This is a genomic window from Novosphingobium sp. FW305-C-111 (assembly GCF_058783565.1).
In genome coordinates this window covers 42,752-60,239 of record NZ_JBYSYP010000015.1, presented here as the reverse complement: position 1 = coordinate 60,239, position 17,488 = coordinate 42,752, and the positions used below count along the sequence as shown (strand labels likewise).

The 17,488-nt window shown below is 67.5% G+C and carries 17 protein-coding genes; 12 read left to right on the top strand and 5 right to left on the bottom strand.

What is annotated here, in order from left to right; all coding sequences use genetic code 11:
* Positions 1–5 precede the first annotated feature (5 nt).
* Both AC3WLD_RS15915 and AC3WLD_RS15910 read left to right on the top strand, forming a co-directional pair.
* The gene (locus tag AC3WLD_RS15915; protein WP_492557955.1) at positions 6–1,013 is read left to right on the top strand and encodes a DUF2889 domain-containing protein; all 1,008 of its coding nucleotides are present in this window, start codon (positions 6–8) and stop codon (positions 1,011–1,013) included.
* Positions 1,010–1,792 carry an enoyl-CoA hydratase-related protein gene (locus AC3WLD_RS15910; RefSeq protein ID WP_492557954.1) on the top strand — a complete coding sequence of 261 codons (783 nt, stop codon included), beginning with the start codon at positions 1,010–1,012 and terminating at the stop codon, positions 1,790–1,792. Before AC3WLD_RS15915 ends, AC3WLD_RS15910 begins: the two co-directional genes overlap by 4 nt.
* Here AC3WLD_RS15910 and AC3WLD_RS15905 read toward each other — a convergent pair.
* Positions 1,789–2,520, bottom strand: coding sequence for a hypothetical protein (locus tag AC3WLD_RS15905; protein ID WP_492557953.1), 732 nt, complete (start codon positions 2,518–2,520; stop codon positions 1,789–1,791). The two genes, AC3WLD_RS15910 and AC3WLD_RS15905, sit on opposite strands and share 4 nt — an antisense overlap.
* Positions 2,521–2,691: 171 nt before the next feature.
* Between AC3WLD_RS15905 and trxB the strand changes: the two genes are divergently transcribed.
* Positions 2,692–3,663, top strand: a complete 972-nt coding sequence (gene trxB / locus AC3WLD_RS15900) for a thioredoxin-disulfide reductase (protein ID WP_492557952.1) — start codon at positions 2,692–2,694, stop codon at positions 3,661–3,663.
* A gap of 1 nt (position 3,664) precedes the next feature.
* Here trxB and AC3WLD_RS15895 read toward each other — a convergent pair whose 3' ends face one another.
* The 4 genes from AC3WLD_RS15895 to AC3WLD_RS15880 form a co-directional block, all read right to left on the bottom strand.
* Complete coding sequence (locus tag AC3WLD_RS15895; RefSeq protein ID WP_492557951.1) at positions 3,665–4,447, bottom strand: hydrolase 1, exosortase A system-associated; 783 nt, start codon at positions 4,445–4,447, stop codon at positions 3,665–3,667.
* The gene (locus AC3WLD_RS15890) at positions 4,444–5,061 is read right to left on the bottom strand and encodes an alpha/beta hydrolase family protein (protein ID WP_492557950.1); all 618 of its coding nucleotides are present in this window, start codon (positions 5,059–5,061) and stop codon (positions 4,444–4,446) included. Before AC3WLD_RS15890 ends, AC3WLD_RS15895 begins: the two co-directional genes overlap by 4 nt.
* Before the next feature lie 50 nt (positions 5,062–5,111).
* Complete coding sequence (locus AC3WLD_RS15885) at positions 5,112–5,387, bottom strand: phosphopantetheine-binding protein (RefSeq protein WP_492557949.1); 276 nt, start codon at positions 5,385–5,387, stop codon at positions 5,112–5,114.
* 85 nt (positions 5,388–5,472) lie between these two features.
* Positions 5,473–6,453: a GNAT family N-acetyltransferase gene (locus AC3WLD_RS15880; protein ID WP_492557948.1), complete on the bottom strand. Its 981-nt coding sequence runs from the start codon at positions 6,451–6,453 to the stop codon at positions 5,473–5,475.
* Positions 6,454–6,487: 34 nt separating this feature from the next.
* Here AC3WLD_RS15880 and AC3WLD_RS15875 point away from each other — a divergent pair, with 34 nt between their 5' ends.
* The 9 genes from AC3WLD_RS15875 to AC3WLD_RS15835 all read left to right on the top strand — a co-directional run bounded on the left by AC3WLD_RS15875 (position 6,488) and on the right by AC3WLD_RS15835 (position 17,482).
* Positions 6,488–8,023: an acyl-CoA ligase (AMP-forming), exosortase A system-associated gene (locus AC3WLD_RS15875; RefSeq protein ID WP_492557947.1), complete on the top strand. Its 1,536-nt coding sequence runs from the start codon at positions 6,488–6,490 to the stop codon at positions 8,021–8,023.
* Entirely contained in the window at positions 8,020–9,246 is a 1,227-nt protein-coding gene (locus tag AC3WLD_RS15870; RefSeq protein WP_492557946.1) for a pyridoxal-dependent decarboxylase, exosortase A system-associated, read from the top strand. Before AC3WLD_RS15875 ends, AC3WLD_RS15870 begins: the two co-directional genes overlap by 4 nt.
* Before the next feature lie 216 nt (positions 9,247–9,462).
* On the top strand, positions 9,463–10,107 hold the full coding sequence (locus tag AC3WLD_RS15865; protein ID WP_492557945.1) for an XrtA/PEP-CTERM system exopolysaccharide export protein: 645 nt from the start codon (positions 9,463–9,465) through the stop codon (positions 10,105–10,107).
* A 7-nt stretch (positions 10,108–10,114) separates the two neighbouring features.
* Positions 10,115–11,638 carry an XrtA system polysaccharide chain length determinant gene (locus AC3WLD_RS15860; RefSeq protein ID WP_492557944.1) on the top strand — a complete coding sequence of 508 codons (1,524 nt, stop codon included), beginning with the start codon at positions 10,115–10,117 and terminating at the stop codon, positions 11,636–11,638.
* Between the two features lie 10 nt (positions 11,639–11,648).
* Entirely contained in the window at positions 11,649–12,644 is a 996-nt protein-coding gene (locus tag AC3WLD_RS15855; protein ID WP_492557943.1) for an AAA family ATPase, read from the top strand.
* Positions 12,645–12,658: 14 nt separating this feature from the next.
* On the top strand, positions 12,659–14,317 hold the full coding sequence (locus tag AC3WLD_RS15850; protein ID WP_492557942.1) for a preprotein translocase subunit YajC: 1,659 nt from the start codon (positions 12,659–12,661) through the stop codon (positions 14,315–14,317).
* A gap of 15 nt (positions 14,318–14,332) precedes the next feature.
* Positions 14,333–15,532: an XrtA/PEP-CTERM system-associated ATPase gene (locus AC3WLD_RS15845; RefSeq protein ID WP_492557941.1), complete on the top strand. Its 1,200-nt coding sequence runs from the start codon at positions 14,333–14,335 to the stop codon at positions 15,530–15,532.
* Positions 15,533–15,551: 19 nt separating this feature from the next.
* Positions 15,552–16,424: an XrtA system polysaccharide deacetylase gene (locus AC3WLD_RS15840; protein ID WP_492557940.1), complete on the top strand. Its 873-nt coding sequence runs from the start codon at positions 15,552–15,554 to the stop codon at positions 16,422–16,424.
* Positions 16,421–17,482, top strand: a complete 1,062-nt coding sequence (locus AC3WLD_RS15835; RefSeq protein ID WP_492557939.1) for a FemAB family XrtA/PEP-CTERM system-associated protein — start codon at positions 16,421–16,423, stop codon at positions 17,480–17,482. Before AC3WLD_RS15840 ends, AC3WLD_RS15835 begins: the two co-directional genes overlap by 4 nt.
* The last annotated feature ends 6 nt before the right edge of the window (positions 17,483–17,488 follow it).

Below are 17,488 nucleotides of genomic sequence, written 5' to 3'. Positions count from 1 at the left end.
TCGCATTGAACGCACCCCAGCAGTTCCCGTTTGCCCGCCAGTCGGCCGGACCTGCGCCCTTGCGGCGCCCGGGTTCGATCCGGCGGACCACCTCGATCGACAGCGACTGGCCGGAAGGATACGGCAAGCCGTGGGAGATGATCGGACGGGCGCGGGACCTGCTGACGCCGTTCCAGGGACCTCCGGTGGAGCTGGCCTCGGCCGAGTACCGTATCCTGGCCTCACCGATCCGGGAAATTCTCTCGATCACGGCAGTGCCCGGCCATCCGCGCCTCCACGAACTCGTTGGGGTTCGCGCCGGTTCGGCAAGCCGCGAGGCGCTCAAGCGCATCCTTGGCGACATCCGCGGCGGACCGTTGTTCCAGATTCTCGACGACTACGCGGGGGCGAGCCTCGTCGCGGGATGGATCTGGTCCCGCTGGACCGACAACTGGATGCGTGAGGCGCAGCGCAGCGGGTTGAAGTCCACCGCAGGGCGGAACGGCCGGATGCTCGACGTGTGTACCGGCTTTGCGGAGGGTTCGAGCGCCCTGGCGGATGACGGGATGCCAGATAGCGTCAATCAATCGAGCTCGGACGTCGGGCCGCTGGAAAACCCCGACGATGCCTTGAGCTGGCACGCGATGCCGGCGCAGCAGGGGCCGCAGAAGCGCCGTGCTCGCCGGATCGACCTGTGGCGTGACGGCAGCCTGATCAAGGTCGATGCCGGTTTCCAGGACAGCGGTTCCAACCCCAACGGCGGACGCACGGCGATCCACGAGTACCGGATTCATGCCGAGATCGATGCCGAGAGCAATCGGCTGGCCGCGCTCCAGGTCCTTCCCCTGATCCTGCCCTATCGCGAATGCCCCGGGGCCTCGGTCAAGGCGACCAGGATGATCGGAGAGGACGTGACGGCATTTCGCGATATCGTGCTCTCTACGCTCCCCTCGACCGAAGGCTGCACGCACCTCAACGACGTGCTGCGCGCGCTTTCGGACGTGCCCCTCCTCGCAAAGAGCCTGCCACAGTGAATTACACCCAGATCAATGTCGAGAAGCGTGGCCGCGTCAGCTGGGTGACGCTGAACCGCCCGGAAAAGATGAACGCGATCGATCCCGACATGCACGACGAAATGCAGTCGGCTTTCGACGACTTCGCTGCCGATCCGGAGGCTTTCGTGTGCGTGGTGACGGGCGCGGGTAACAAGGCATTCTGCGCCGGTTCGGACCTTTCGGCCAAGGCGTTGGGCGGCTATCGACCCTATCCGCGATCGGGCTACGCGGGCCTGATCGAACGGTTCGACTGTCCCAAGCCGTTCATCGCCGCCGTCAACGGCTTCGCGCTCGGCGGCGGGTTCGAGGTTGCCTTGGCCTGCGACCTCATCATCGCGTCCGATACCGCGAGCTTCGGCTTGCCGGAGCCACTGGTCGGTGCGGTCGCGCTGGGCGGCGGTGTCCACCGGCTGGCGCGGCAGATCGGGCTCAAGCAGGCCATGGGCATGATCCTCACCTCGCGCCGGGTCTCGGCGGAGGAGGGCAGGGCGTTCGGCTTCGTGAACGAGGTGGTGCCGGCGGCGGATCTCGATGCCGCCGTGGAGCGCTGGTGCGAGGCCATTCTCAGCGGCGCACCGCCGTCAATCCGCGCCTCGAAGGAGGCAGTCATGCGCGGGCTCGACGAGCCGTCACTGGCGGCGGCGATCGCCGGCCAGGAGGAATACCCGGCCTTCGCGGCATGGCGACAAAGCGAAGACGCTCGCGAAGGACCGCTGGCGTTCACCGAAAAGCGCCCGCCGGTGTGGAAGGGACGCTAGAACTCCATCTCGACCATCAGGCGGAACTGGCCGCTGGCATCGTCGCGCGCCTTGCCGAGGGCAAACAGGTAGCCGGCCTCGATCCCGATTTCCGGGCCGAGTCCTTCGACTTCGGCCTTCACCACCGGCCCGACGAAGTGCTCCTCGTAGGGAAGGAAATCGTCGAACGTGCCCAGGTTGCCGAACGCGGCGACCCCGGCGCGGACTTCACCGGCGACCGCGATGTCGGCTGATGCGGCATAGCCGAGTTCGACCTTTGCCCCGTCCTCTAGCGGCTTTTCCGCAATGAGGTTCAGGCGGGCATCGAAGGGCCCGGCCTTGCGCTGGAGCAGCAGCTTGGTCTCGACCGCATCCGCACCGTCGAACACCACCTCATACTCGCCATAGACCGCCACATCGATCCCGCCGACACGGCCCAGCGTATAGATCGCCTCGAATCCCAGGGCCTCCGCCTTGCGGCTGTCACCGGGCTCGCGCTCGAGCTCAAGCTGCGTGCCGAGGCGAAGGCGGTCGGACGGCGACCATGCGAGTTCGAGGTTCAGGGTGTCTTCGCCGGCCTCCGGACCATCGTCGAGCCGGCCGTAGCGCGCCTCTGCCTCCACTTCGCCCTTTTCGGTCGTCGCGCCATAGACTTCTCCGCCGAGGCCGGGCGCGGCCATTGCCGGTGCCGCCATGAAACCGGAAACAACCATTGCGGCGAAAAGCCCGCCGGCAGCAATCGAACGCATTGAAATCTCCCCCCGTCACCTCGCCGCTAATGCGAGCTATTCTCACTTGCAAGAGTGTTTGGCCGGCCGCGTCATTGACTTGGATCAAATTCCGCAAAACAGAGCCACCGGACTCGCAATCGCCCTTGCCAGTGGTTATCTCGCGCCGCGACGGACGTTCGGAGGACCACGATGGCGCAGACTCACAAGACCCGCATGCTGATCATTGGCTCCGGCCCGGCAGGCCTGTCTGCTGCGATCTATGGGGCTCGCGCGGGGATGGAGCCGATCGTGGTGCAGGGCCTCCAACCCGGCGGCCAGCTCACCATCACCACCGATGTCGAGAACTATCCGGGCTTCCGCGACGTCATCCAGGGCCCATGGCTGATGCAGGAAATGCAGGCCCAGGCCGAGCATGTCGGCACGCGGATGATGTGGGACACGATCACCGACGTGACGATGGAGGGCTCCCCCTTCCGCGCCACCGGCGACAGCGGCGACATCTACGAAGGCGACGTGCTGGTAATTGCGACCGGTGCGCAGGCCAAGTGGCTCGGCGTGCCGGGCGAGCACGAGCTTTCGGGTAAGGGTGTTTCGGCTTGCGCGACCTGCGACGGGTTCTTCTATCGCGGCAAGAAGGTCGTGGTCATCGGTGGCGGCAACACCGCGGTCGAAGAAGCGCTCTACCTCACCAACCACAGCCCCGAGGTCACCCTGATCCACCGCCGCGACAGCCTGCGGGCCGAGCGCATCCTGCAGGACCGCCTGTTTGCCCACCCGAACATCAAGGTGCTGTGGAACAAGGCGGTCGACAGCTTTTCCGGCGATCCCTTCGCGGGCGGGCTCAAGTTCGTGGAATTGACCGACACGGTGACCGGCGAGAAGTCTTCCCTGCCCACCGACGGCGCGTTCGTCGCGATCGGACATGCGCCGGCGACCGAGCTGTTCAGGGGCAAGCTGGAGCTGGACGACAGTGGCTACATCGTCGTCGAGCCGGGCACGCCGAAGACGGCGATCCCCGGCGTGTTCGCTTGCGGCGACGTGATGGACCACACGTATCGTCAGGCGGTGACCGCCGCGGGCACCGGCTGCATGGCCGCGCTTGATGCCGAGCGTTTCCTCGCCGAACTGGACTTCGCCGCGCAGAAGCAGGCGGCGGAATAAGCTACCCGGCCAGCGCCTCGCGCAGGTTTTGGAGCAGGAACGCCCGCGCCGCCGGGTCGGCGAAACTGTGCGAGCGGCTGGCGCAGCCGCGCACGCGCGGGTCGTCGGGCCACGCGTCACGGAACAGCTGCGCGGTCCGATCCCGTTCCGCCAGCAGGATCCGAACGGGTCCATCGAATTGGCCGAGACGCGCCGCCAGCTGCGCGGCTAGCGTGGCGTGTTCGGGGTTTCCGCCGCCGGCCGCCTTGCGCAGGCCGCTGGCGAGCTTGCGCAGATCCACCCCGCCGCGCAGCAGGCGCAGGAGCTCGCGCGGATTGGCCAGCTTTTCGAGATAGCGTGCGCGGATCGCCGACGAAGGCATGGCTTCAGGCGCCTCATCGCCGTCGATCACCCACGGGTTGGCGAGGACCAGTCCGTCAAGGGCCAAACCGGACGCATGGAGGGCCAAGGTCGTCGCGCCGTCGCAGTTGCCGAAGGCGACTACATGGCGGACAAGGGGGGCCGCCTCGCGGAAGGCCGCAAGCGCGGCGTCTAGGTCCGGCCCTCCACCACGAAAGCCGGTGTTCGTCCCTTCGCTGTCGCCCACGCCGCGGCGATCGTAGCGAAACACGGGGCATCCCGCCGCGGCGAGCTCCGCAGCCAGGCGTGCGTGTCCCGAATAGGCTCCGCTGCGGACTTCGTTACCCCCGCTGACGATGAGCAGTCCGGTCTCCCCGTCCGCCTCGTCAAGCGTGGCGGCCAGCACCTCGCCCTCGCATCGAAACGTACAGTGGCGGCGACTCACGCCCGGCCCTCCGCGATGAGGCGGGCCAGGGCGTCGGCTTGGGCGGGGTCCTCCGAAGGCTCGGCCCGCATCCAGAGCGCGGCCCCGCCAAGGTCCGGCTGGCGGATTACCTGCTGTGCAGCGCTGTCCTGCCAGATTGCTTCGGCAAGCTGCTGAAGCAGCCGAGGACCGCAGGAATAGCCGTTCAATTCCAGCCCTTTGTCAGAACCTTCCGACAAAAGGCCTTCAATCGTCTCGCTGCGGCCTTCCTCCCTGGCGGCGATGGTGCGGGCGCGCAGTTGCTGGCGCAGCAGCGAAGCGCCCGATACCGGTTCAAGGACCCAGCCGGGGGCGTCGGTTGGCAGAAGCAGCGCGCCGCCGCGCACGGCAAGGATCGACGTGGCGGCAAAATGCGCGATCGCCGCGCCTACGCAGGCGCGCCAGCCCGAAAGCGTCTGATCGCGGAATGCCCGGAGGCTCTCGTTGCATCCCGGCAGGTCGGGGAGAAGGCTGTCGATCCCGGCCGCATCCAGCCGGCGCATTGTCTCGACGAGGAAGCGGCGGGTGCGGTTCGCTTCGTCGAAAAGCGGCGCAACGAACAGGACCCTGCGCCTGCGCGCGCGATCAAAAGTCATCGCCAGTTCCTGCACGGGGCCGTCCGGACCCGGACAAGGCCAGCTGGCGATCACGTCCGCTGCTTCGCCTCGACGAAGTTCAGCAGGTTTCCGTAAGTCTCAAGCAGTTCGCCATCGACCTCGTCGTCATCGATGACAATGTCCAGGCGATCCTCGATCTCGGTCAGCAGACCGGCCACGGCCATCGAATCGAGCTCGGGCAGTGCTCCGAACAGGCCCGTGTCGGCATCGAATCCGGCGACTTGCTCGGCACCCAGGCCGAGCACGTCGCACAGGATGGCACGCAAGGTGGCGTCTGCGGCACGTCCTGCGGGTTCTTCGGGCACCCCTGATCCTTCCCAAATCCTGTCCTGTCCGGCCTCTAGCCAGCGATCCGTGGTCAAACAAGACCTTGTTGCAATGCAGCAGTCATCAACGCAGCCACCGGCGCGCCCATTCCCTCGCGATGCGCGGCCAGACTGCCGGACTGCCCTTCCGGTAAAGCATGACGGCATGACGCTCGCGGCGCTGTTCCATCCAGTCGCGCTTGTAGGGGTCGTCGCCGGTGCCGAAATCGACAAGTTCGACCTTGTCGCGGTCGATGACGTGCTCGAACAGTGCCGCGGTGAGCAGGGTCCCCGGGGAGTGCGCCTTGGCGCGTTCGTCATGGGCGAGCTTGTGAATGAAGGCGGTTCCCGCCTCGACCGTCCAGAACTGCGCGGCGACCGGCTGGCCTTCGATCTCGGCGAGGCCCATGCGGAGGCGGCCGGCGCTGCCTTCGGCCAGGGCAAGGGCGCGGAGAAAATCGGGGCTGCCTTCGCCGGGCTTCCAGCTGAGCTGGTAGATCGTCTCGTACGCGTTCCACGCAGCCTGGTCGAAGCGGTCGAGCAGGCGAATTGTCACGGCGCCCTTGCGCGACTTCCGCCGGACTGTCTCGCGCAGTCGGCCATGGCGAGACGCCCAGTATTCGGCAAAGCTGCGGCCCTTGACCGGAAGCACGTGGTTGGCATCGCACGGGCTGGAAAATGCAGCCCACCCGCAGGCGCCGAACGAGGCGGCGATGGCGGCGGCCTCGTCTTCCGGCAGATGGTCGAGGCGAATGATGTCACAGCGTCGGCCAAGCATCCGGGCCAACGGCTGGAGCAGGCCGAGGTCGCCCAGCGGCCGCCACCAGAAACTGTACCAGTTGGCGAGCGGGGCGAGCGCGCGTGGCCCGGTCTGTATCAACGGCAGCGCGAGGACCCGGTCGCCTTCTCGCGCGACGGCGACGAGCGGACTGGAATCGGCCATCGCGTGCCGCGAGAGGAGCGCGAACCACTCCGCCCGGTCGAACGGGCCGGCTGCGCATGACCCGGCAGCCGCAAGGTCGCCTTGCGCTTCGTTAAGATCGACGTGATAGACGATCTCGACCACCCAGCCTGCCCTTGTCCTTTCTCGAGATCTTCGCGTGGCCGCCGAACCCGATTCCACTGTCTTTCCGCTCGATCACCTGGCGCTGCGCGGCGATCCTGCCGCGCCGGCCCTGATCCTGCGCGACCGGATCGTTAGCTTCGAGGAGTTAAATGCGCGTGTAGGTCTGCTCGCCGGTTGGCTCGAAAATCGCGTCGGCGAGAAAGGCGCTAGGATCGCCACCTGGTTGCCCAAGAGCGAGATGGCCTGCCTCATGCCGCTGGCAGCCGTGCGCGCGGGTCTTGTGCACGTGCCGATCAATCCGCTGCTCAAGCGTGCGCAGGTTTCACACATTCTCTCGGATAGCGGCTCCAGGCTCCTGATTTCAAACAAAGCAAGGTTGTCCACCCTCGAGGACGGCGATGCGGCCGACGCCTTGCCGGTGGAAGAGGGCGAGGCGTGGGCGCAGGCGGTGGCGCATGGGCAGTCGCTGGTCCCCGGAAACCTCGCGGCGGACGATATCGCGGCAATCCTCTACACCAGCGGATCGACCGGCAGGCCCAAAGGAGTGGTGCTTTCGCACGCCAACTTGTGGCTGGGCGCGGTCAGCGTCGCGCATTATCTTGGCTTGTCGCCGAACGATCGGACTTTGGCCGTACTGCCCCTGGCGTTTGACTACGGGCAGAACCAGCTGCTTTCGACGTGGTACGCCGGTGGTGCGGTCGCGCCGCTCGATTACCTTACTGCGCGCGACGTGGTGAAGGCTGTATCACGATTTAAGATCAACACTTTGGCGGCAGTTCCTCCGCTTTGGCTTCAGCTTGTCGAGCAGGATTGGCCGGCCGAAGCTGCGCGGCTGCTGCGGCGACTGACCAACAGCGGCGGGGCACTGACCCCGTTGCTGGTCCGGCGCCTGCGCGAGACGTTTCCGGGTGCCGACATTTTCGCAATGTACGGGCTGACCGAGGCGTTCCGCTCGACGTACCTTGAACCGCACCTGATCGACACCTGGCCGACCTCGATCGGCACTCAGATCCCCTTTGCCGAGGTCATGGTTGTGTCGGATGATGGCGGCGAGGCTGCACCGGACGAAGAGGGCGAACTGGTTCATGCGGGGCCGTTGGTCGCGCAGGGTTACTGGCAGGACGAGGCGAGAACCGCCGAGCGGTTTCGTCCCGCGCCCGCGTTCTCGAAGCTTGGCGGCACCGCGGTGTGGTCCGGCGACCGGGTGCGGCGCGATGCCAACGGTCTGCTCCATTTCGTGGGCCGGCGCGATGCCATGATCAAGACCAGCGGCAACCGGGTCAGTCCCCAGGAAGTCGAGGATGCCGCCGTGGCGACCGGGCTGGTGGCGGAAGCGGTGGCGATTGGCGTGCCTGATCCGGCGCTTGGTGCGGCGATCCATCTGGTTGCCCGCCCTGGAAATGACCGCGCGAAGGCCGAATCGGACCTGCTTCCGGCGCTGCTGCGGGCCTTGCCGAATTTCATGGTTCCCAAGGCCGTCCACTGGCGGGACGAGCTACCACGAAGCCCCAACGGCAAACTCGACCGGGTTGCGCTCGCCGCGGAACTGGCGCAGGCGCACGGGCAATGAAGCCGCTTGGACCCATCCCCGCCGGCTATGATGCCATCGACGGCGAACTCGCGGTCGATGGGCACAAGGCGAGCGCACTCGTGGCGCAGGCGGGATCGACCCCGCTGTTCGTCTATTCGCGGGCCCTGCTCAGCGAGCGGGCGGCCCTGCTGCGATCTGCGATGCCGAATGAAGTTGCCTTGCATTATGCTGTAAAAGCAAACCCCTATCGGCCCATTCTTGAACATCTATCAGGTTTGGTCGATGGCTTCGATATCGCTTCCGGCGGCGAGCAGGCCATGGTCGAGGCCGCAGGGATCAACCCCGAGCGGGTAAGCTTTGCGGGTCCGGGCAAGCGCGATGGCGAACTGGAAGCGGCGATCGCCGCGGGCGTGACGCTCAATCTCGAATCCGAAGGCGAGTCCGACCGGGCATTGGGCATCGCGAGCCGGCTCGGCACTGTCCCGCGCCTCGCTGTGCGGGTTAACCCGGATTTCGACCTCAAGGGCTCGGGCATGAAGATGGGCGGCGGGGCCAAGCCGTTCGGCGTGGATGCCGAGCGGGTTCCGGCGCTCGTCCGCAAGTTGGTGGAAGCAGGGGCCGATTGGCAGGGCTTCCACATTTTCGCGGGAAGCCAGGCGCTCGATGCTGCGGCGATCATCGAGACACAGGCCCAGACGCTGGCGCTGGCGGCGCGACTGGCGGACGAAGCGGGGGCGGCGCTGCCCAAGCTGAACCTCGGCGGCGGGTTCGGGATCCCGTACTTTCCGGGAGACGCTCCCGTCGACGTCCATGCGGTCGGAACGGCGCTCGCCGAACGACTGGCCGAGCGTCCGACTTCACTCGCGGGCACAAGATTCTGCATTGAGTTGGGCCGCTATCTTGTTGGGGAAGCTGGAGTTTATCTCTGCCGGATCGTCGATCGCAAGGTCAGCCACGGCGAGACCTACCTTGTCACCGACGGCGGCCTGCATCACCAGCTGGCGGCCAGTGGCAACTTTGGAACGGTGGTCCGCCGCAATTATCCCGTTGCCATTGCCTCCCGCTTCGGCGCTCCTGTCGAAGAAGAGGTGAACGTCGTCGGTTGCCTCTGTACGCCGCTCGACCGGCTCGCCGACAAGGGCGGTTTCCCGCGTGCCGATGAGGGGGATCTCGTCGCGGTTTTCTGCGCCGGGGCCTATGGTGCCAGCGCCAGCCCGGCCATGTTCCTTGGGCAGGGACCTGCGGCGGAATTGCTCGTCTAGGCCAAAAAAGCGTATTTTCAGCGCGTTAACTTACCCATCTGACGCCGTCCCCATTCGGGACGCGCCCGGATTGGCGCTTTGAACTGTCCGCTTTCGAGACAAGGCTAACGGTATCTTCACCCTTTTTGGCGAAGACGGCTGCCAGATGCGGCGCCCGTTCCGGGCCTCTTGCGCAAGGTCGGTCGCCTGCGCCGCGATGGAAGGACGACGAGGCCGATGCCGATCAATTCGCGTTTCACCCGCCTGCTCGCCGGCAGCGCCCTCGCGTCGCTGGCGCTTTCCGGGTGTTCGACCGCGAGCGGCCCGCAACTTCCCCCGGCGTCGTTCGTGGCGTTGCAGGAGGGACCGGGCGAGGAATACGTGATCGGCCCGCTCGACGAACTGACCGTTTTCGTCTGGCGCAACCCTGAGCTGGGCGCGAACGTCCAGGTGCGGCCCGACGGCCGCATCACCACGCCGCTGATCACCGACATGCCCGCCGTCGGCAAGACCCCGTCGATGCTCGCCGAGGACATCAAGCTCCAGCTGTCGCAGTACATCCAGGAGCCGATCGTTTCGGTCATCGTCAACAAGTTTTCCGGCACCTTCAGCCAGCAGATCCGCGTCGTCGGCGCAACCGAGAAGCCGGCATCGATCCCCTACCGCGCCAACATGACCCTGCTCGACGCGATGATCGCGGTCGGCGGGCTCAGCGAATATGCCTCGGGCAACCGGGCGCGGCTGGTGCGGTTCGACAAGGAGACCGGCAAGCAGCGCGAATACGGGCTGCGCCTCTCCGACCTGCTCCGCAAGGGCGAGACCAAGGCCAACGTCCTGCTGATGCCGGGTGACGTCATCATCATCCCCGAAAGCCAGTTCTGAGGGGCGGATGGGCAACCTTTACGAAGAGATCCGGATTGCGATCCACGGCGTCTGGAACCGCCGGTGGGTGGCACTGGCGATTGCCTGGGCGCTGTGCCTGGCGGGCTGGCTAGCGGTCGCCGTCGTGCCCAACAGCTATGAATCGAAGGCGCGGATCTTCGTCCAGACCGACGACGTGCTGGCCGACCAGATCGGCATCGGCTCCGGCGACCGCCGCCGCGACATCGAACGTGTGCGCCAGACCCTGACGAGTTCGGTCAACCTCGAGAAGGTCGTCCGCGCCACCCGGCTCGGCGACAACGTGACCACCGACAAGCAGATGGAAAGTGCCGTCGCCTCGCTCGGCGAATCGATCAAGGTCGTGAGCCAGCAGGACAACCTGTTCGAAATCACCGCGGTCGCGGGCGGCGGCGGGATAAGCGACCGGGACAACGCCAAGCTCGCGCAGGACGTCGTCCAGAAGATGATCGACATCTTCCGCGAGGAGAACCTTTCCGGCGGTCGCGGGCAGATGAACGACACGCTGGCCTTCATGGACCAGCAGCTCACCGCCCGTCAGAAGGAACTCGAAGCGGCCGAGCAGCGCCAGCAGGAATTCGAGGCCAAGAACGCCGATCTGATGCCGGGTGCGGGTTCGGTCAGCGCGCGCCTGTCCGCGGCTCGCAATGAGCTGCGCGGCGTGGAAGCCGACCTGCTCGCCGCCCAGAGTGCGCTCGCTGCGATCAATGGACAGCTCGCCAGTACGCCGCAGACGCTGGTCATCCCCGGCGCCGCCGGCGGTGCGCGGGGCGCGCTGGCCGATGCCCAGGCCCAGCTGGCCGGGATGCACGCTCGCGGGCTGACCGACGGCCATCCGGACGTGATCGCGCTCAAAAACCAGATCGCGCTGCTCCAGAAGCAGGCTGCAGGCGAGGGCAGCAAGGTTACGGGCACGCCGAACCCTGCCTATGCGTCGCTGATTTCGGTCAAGGCCGACCGCGAGGCGACGCTGGTGTCGCTCCAGTCACGCAAGGCCTCGCTCCAGCAGGATATCGCCCAGGCCACCGCCGGCCAGTTCAGTGAACCGGCGGTCGCGGCCGAGGCGGCACGTATCAACCGCGATTACGACGTGCTCAAGGACCAGTACGACAAGCTGCTTCGCGACCGCGAGGCGCTGCGCCTGCGCGGCCAGGTCGAGACCGAGCACAACGCGATCAAGTTCGAAGTGATCGACCCGCCCTCGACCCCGCGCAGCCCCGTCGCGCCGAACCGGCCGATGTTGCTGGCGCTGGTGCTGGTGCTGGGGCTGGGTGCAGGCGTGGGCGCGGCGTTTGCGGTCGGCCAGCTGCGCTCGACCTTCGCGACGACCGGCGCGCTGGAGCGGTCGACCGGACTCCATGTGCTCGGCTCGGTCTCGGAAGCGATGACCCGCGCAACCCGCGTGCGCCGCGCCAAGCAATTGCGCGTGTTTGCCGGGGCGACCGGGGCACTGGTGGTCGTGTTCGGGCTGCTGCTGGCGCTCGAGATGGTCAAGCGCGGGATGGTGGCGTGAGGGGGATGCGGTGACCGAACAGAGCAAGATCCCCGTGCCGCCCGAAGGCGCATCGCTGATCGAGCGGGCCGCCGGCCGCTTCGATCTGGGCAACTTCCGCGTGCCAGTTCTGCCGCCCGAAGCCCCGGTTCGTGCGCGCCCGCAGGCTCAGGTTCCTGAGCCGGTCCAGGTGTTCGCCGAGCCGGTCGTCGCCGCGCCGGCCGGGGCCGAGCGTGCGCCGTTCGCGCCGCCCGCTCCGCCGTCGGTTCTGCCGACGCGCAAGCCGTTTACCGGACCGTACCACGAGATCGACCGGCTGCATCTGCGCGAACAGTGCCTGATCGAGCCGGAGGGCGCGGTCACCGGTCTTCTCGAGGAGTTCCGCATCGTCAAGCGCCAGCTCCTGCTGGCGGCGGCGGAATCGCGTGCGGGCCATGGTCCGGCGCATGGCGAGCGCATCCTTATCTGCTCGGCCCATCCGGGCGAGGGCAAGACCTTCTGCGCCGTCAACCTCGCGCTGTCGATTGCCGCGGAAAAGGACAACGAAGTCCTGCTGGTCGATGCCGACTTCGCCAAGCCGTCGGTCCTCTCGACGCTGGGCCTGCCCGGCGGGCCGGGGCTGATGGACGCGCTGGCCGACGAGACGATCCAGGTCGAGGACTGCATCCTGGGCACTGACATTCCCGGCCTCTTCGTGCTGCCCGCAGGCAACTCGACCGGGTCCGACACCGAATACCTCGCCAGTTCGCGGACCGCGCGCGTGCTCGACCGACTGACCGAGGCCGCGCCGAGCCGGATCGTCATATTCGATTCGCCGCCCGCGCTCGCCGCGTCGCCGGCGTCGGAGCTGGCGATGCACGTCGGCCAGGCGGTGATGATCGTCCGCGCCGACCGCACCGACGAGGCGGCGCTCAAGGATGCGCTCAGCATCCTGTCGGGGTGTCCCGACATCAAGCTGCTGCTCAACGGCACGAAGTTCTCGCCCACCGGGCGGCGCTTCGGCTCGTACTACGGATACAAGGAATGACCCGGATGCACGCCATGAGGCGCGTCGTTGCGCTGGCGGGAGCGGGGCTCCTGGCCGCCCTGCCTTGTGCGGCTGGCGCGCAGACGCTGCCCTATGCGAGCGACGATTCTCCCCGTGACGAGAAACCGTCGGCGCAGGGCGCGCGGACATCGGTGCGCCCATATCTCGAAGCCGCGCAGGTCGTTTCGGCCGAGCTCTCTCCGGGTGACGACGTGCTGACCTACAGCACGATCGCCGCGGGCGTGGACGCGACCATCGCCGGTCGGCGGACCGCGGGGCAGGTCTCGCTGCGCTACGAACGGCGCATCGCGTGGGACGACAAGGTTGCCGGCGGCGATGTCATCTCGGGGATCGCCCGGGTGAAGCATGACCTCGTGCCGCGCACGCTGTCGATCGAGGCGGGCGCACTGGCGGCGCGCACACGTGTCGAAGCGTCGGGCGGCAACAGCCTCAATCCGGTGGGGGCCGGCGATTCCGTCACGCAGGTCTATTCGCTCTATGCCGGGCCGTCGTTCTCGACCCATGCGGGCGACGTCGCGCTGAGCGGATCCGGCGCGGTCGGGTATAACCGGGTGGAAAGTCCCGATGCGTTGCGGGTTGCACCGGGCCAACCGCTGGTCGACGTGTTCGACGATTCGGTCACGTACTCCGCGCAGGTCGCGGCCGGGGTCAGCCCCGGCGTCGTAGCACCCGTCGGCGCGACCGTCAGCGGCGCCTATGCCCGCGAAGACATCTCCAACCTCGACCAGCGGGTCGAGGACGGGCACGTCCAGCTCGATCTGCTCTATCCCGTCACCAACGACCTGGCGTTCGTCGCCGGGGTGGGCTGGGAGCACGTCAAGGTATCGAGCCGTGACGCGGTACGTGACGTAAACGGCGCGCCAGTGATCGGCTCGGACGGCCGTTACGTGACGGACAAGACCGGCCCGCGGCGCATCGCCTATGACGTCGACGGGCTGATCTGGAACGTCGGCGTGATGTGGCGGCCGAGCCGGCGGACCTCGCTCACGGCGAGCATCGGGCGGCGTTACGACAACACCAGCTATACCGCGAGCTTCGCCTGGGCGCCCGACGACCGGCGTTCGCTGAACCTTTCGGTCTATGACAGCGTCTCGGGTCTGGGCGGCTCGCTGAACCGGGCCCTGCGTGATCTTCCCACCGATTTCGAGGTAACCCGTAACCCGGTGACCGGCGACCTCGACGGGTGCATCGTCGCGCCGAAGAACGGCCTGTGCCTCAACAATGCCCTGGCATCGGTGTCCTCGGCCACGTTTCGCTCGCGGGGGATCAATCTCTCCTACGGGCAGCGGATCGGGCGGCTTTCTGCGGGTCTTGGTGCCGGCTACGACCGCCGGAGCTTCTTCGCCGCGCCCGGCACCGTCCTCGCGCTGGCCAACGGCGTGGTCGACGAGACCTGGTATCTGGGCGGTTCGCTCGCCGGGCCGCTCGGCCGCGACGCCAGCTTCACGACCTCGATCTACGCCAATTGGTACCGCAGCGGATTTTCCTCTGCTGGCGATGCCAATGCCATCGGCGCAAACGCAGCCTACTTTCGCAACCTGACCGACCACCTGACCGCCTCTGCCGCGATCAGCGTGGACGGGATCAGCCGCAAGGCACTTGAAGACGAGTGGTTCGCCTCCGCGCTTCTTGGCCTTCGCTACGATTTCTGAGCCTGGAGCGGTTCGATGTACGACGATTTCTACCAGCTGACGGGACGTCCCTTCCAGCTTACCCCGGACCCCGAGTTCTATTTCGAGAGCGCGACGCACCGGAAGGCGCTGTCGTACCTCGGCTATGGCCTGGCGCAGGGCGAGGGCTTCATCGTCGTGACGGGCGAGGTCGGCGCGGGCAAGTCCACGCTCGCCGCGCACCTGATGGCGACGATCGATCGCAACCGCCTGACCGCGGCGCAGATCGTCACCAGCAAGCTCGACGGCGAGGAACTGGTCCACGTCGCCGCGCATGCCTTCGGGCTGGACGTGGCCGGGCACGACAAGGCTTCGGCGCTCGGCCGGATCGAGCAGTTCCTCCACGAGGAAGCGCGTGCCGGGCGGCGCTCGCTGCTGGTGGTCGACGAGGCGCAGAACCTGTCGGTCTCCGCGCTTGAAGAGCTGCGGATGCTGTCGAACTTTCAGCTCGGCTCGCACCCGCTGCTGCAGATCCTGCTGCTGGGTCAGCCCGAGTTCCGCACGCTGGTGCAGACCTCGCCGGAGCTGGAACAGCTGCGCCAGCGCGTCATCGCCTCGCACCATCTCGAGGCGATGGAAGCCGGCGAGGTCGCCCAATACGTCGAACACAGGCTGTCGCGGGTCGGCTGGACCGGCGACAATCCGGGCGTCGACCAGCGCGTGTTCGCGGACCTTGCAAAGGCGAGCGGCGGCATCCCGCGGCGGATCAACCAGATCTTCAACCGCCTCCTCCTGATGGGCGCGATCGAACAGCGCCCGCGGCTGGATTCGGCGATGCTCAAGGCGGTTCTGGACGACCTGGCGCGCGACACCGCGTTGCCGGTCATCGAAGTCCCGGTCGCCCCGGTTGCGGCAGCCCAGGTGTCCGAACCGACGGGCGTTACGGAGCGTCCGGTCGCGGCATTGGGTGATTTCGGCAGCGAACTCGCCGAACTGCGCGCTGCCCTGGCCCAGCGCGACGAGCAGATCGCCGAGCTCCAGCAGGCTGTAGTCGAACTCGCCGAACAGCAGCCCGCCAACCTCGCGGTACCCGAAGGACCGAGCGACAGCGAATTGCTCGAAGCCCTGGGCGAGGCGGCGCGGCGCATCGCGACGCTCGAATCCCGCCAGCTCGAGCAGGAGCAGACGCTGCGCCACACGCTCACCATGCTGATCGAGTGGATCGAGTCCGACGACCCCCACCGCGTCGCCGCCTGACGCCCGCGAAAGGACACCGATGCACGGCCGCGCGCCCCGCGCCACCGCCCCGCTGAACGGCCTTTCGGTCGACGTCGAGGAGTGGTTCCAGGTCGGCGCGTTCGAGCGGACCATCGCGCCCGCCGACTGGGGCAGCCTTGAAAGCCGTGTCGAGCGCAACTGCGACGCGATACTCGCGCTGTTTGCCAACGCCGGCGTCTCGGCGACATTCTTCACGCTTGGCTGGGTTGCGGAGCGCCATCCCGCAATGATCCGCCGGATCGTGGAGGCGGGTCACGAGCTCGCCAGCCATGGCTGGGCGCACGACCGCGTGTTCAAGCTCGGCCACCAGGCGTTCGCCGCGGATATCGGGCGTGCCCGCAAGGTGCTGGAGGACGTGTCGGGCAGCGCGGTCATCGGTTACCGCGCGCCCAGTTTTTCGATCGACACGCGGACGCCCTGGGCGCACGAAGTGCTGGCCGAGCACGGGTATGCCTATTCCTCCTCGGTCGCGCCGGTCGTTCACGACCACTACGGCTGGCGCGAAGCGCCCCGCTTTGCCTTCCGTCCGGTGGCTGGGGCGGAGTTGATCGAGATTCCGGTGACGACGGCGGAGGCGATGGGGCGGCGGTTCGCTGCAGGGGGAGGCGGCTTCTTCCGCGTCCTGCCCTATGGCTTCACCCGCTGGGCCATCAGGCAGGTCAATGCGGCCGGGCATGGTGCGGCGTTCTATTTCCATCCGTGGGAGATCGATCCCGACCAGCCGCGCGTGGCCGGCGCTCCGCTGCGGTCGCGGCTGCGCCACTATACCGGCCTTTCGGGCATGGCGGCGAAGCTCTCGCGGCTCGCACGCGAGTTCCGCTGGGGGCGAATGGACGCGGTTGCGGCGCAGGACGCGGCGCTGATCGCATGAACGCGCCGTTTACTCCCCCGCGCACCCGCGTCCGCCGCGCCGACCTTGGCGACCGTCCGGCCGTTGCGGCCTTTCTAAAGCAGAACGGCGGGACCGCGTTCCATGACTTTCGCTGGCTCGATGCGGTCGAACGCTCCACCGGGCATCACCTGCACCTCCTGCTGTGCGAGAGCGGCGGCGACATTCGCGGCCTGCTTCCGCTCCACGAGGTCCATTCCCCGCTGTTCGGGCGGGCGCTGGTCTCGACGGGGTTTGCCGTGGGCGGCGGCATCATCGCGGACGGGCCGGCGGAGGCGGTCATGCTCGCAGAAACCGCCGAGGACATGGCCGCCCGCCTCTCCTGCCCGACGATCGAGCTGCGCGGCGGGCTGCTTCCTGACCGGAGCGGCTGGCACATCAAGACCGAAAGCCACGCCGGCTTTGTCACTGCGCTTGCGGACGACGACGAGGCGCAGCTGCTCGCGATCCCGCGCAAGCAGCGGGCCGAGGTGCGCCGGGGCCTTGGCAACGGCCTGGAGGTCTGCGTCGGGCGCGGCCCGGCGGAGCGCGCCTGGCACTACGCGGTCTACGCCGAATCTGTCCGCAATCTCGGCACGCCGGTGTTCCCCCGCGCGCTGTTCGAGGCGGTAATGGACGGGTTCGGAGACGACGCGGACATTCTCACCGTGCTGTCCGATGCCAGGCCTGTCGCCAGCGTTCTCAGCCTCTACCACGGCGGCGCGGTCATGCCGTACTGGGGCGGGGGCACCTGGGCGGCCCGGGCGCTGCGGGCCAACGACGTGATGTACTATGCGCTGATGAACCACGCGCGTGCCAGGGGCTGCGAGCGGTTCGACTTCGGCCGGTCCAAGACGGGCAGCGGTGCGTATCACTTCAAGCGCAACTGGGGGTTCGTGCCCGAGCCGCTGTCTTACGCAGTGTGGAGCGCCGACGGGGCCGCACCGCGCGACGTCAACCCGCTGAGCCCTCGCTACAAGGCCAAGATCGCGATGTGGCAGAAGCTCCCGCTGCCTGTCGCCAATCGCCTCGGCCCGCTGATCGCGGCCGGTCTCGCGTGAGCGTGG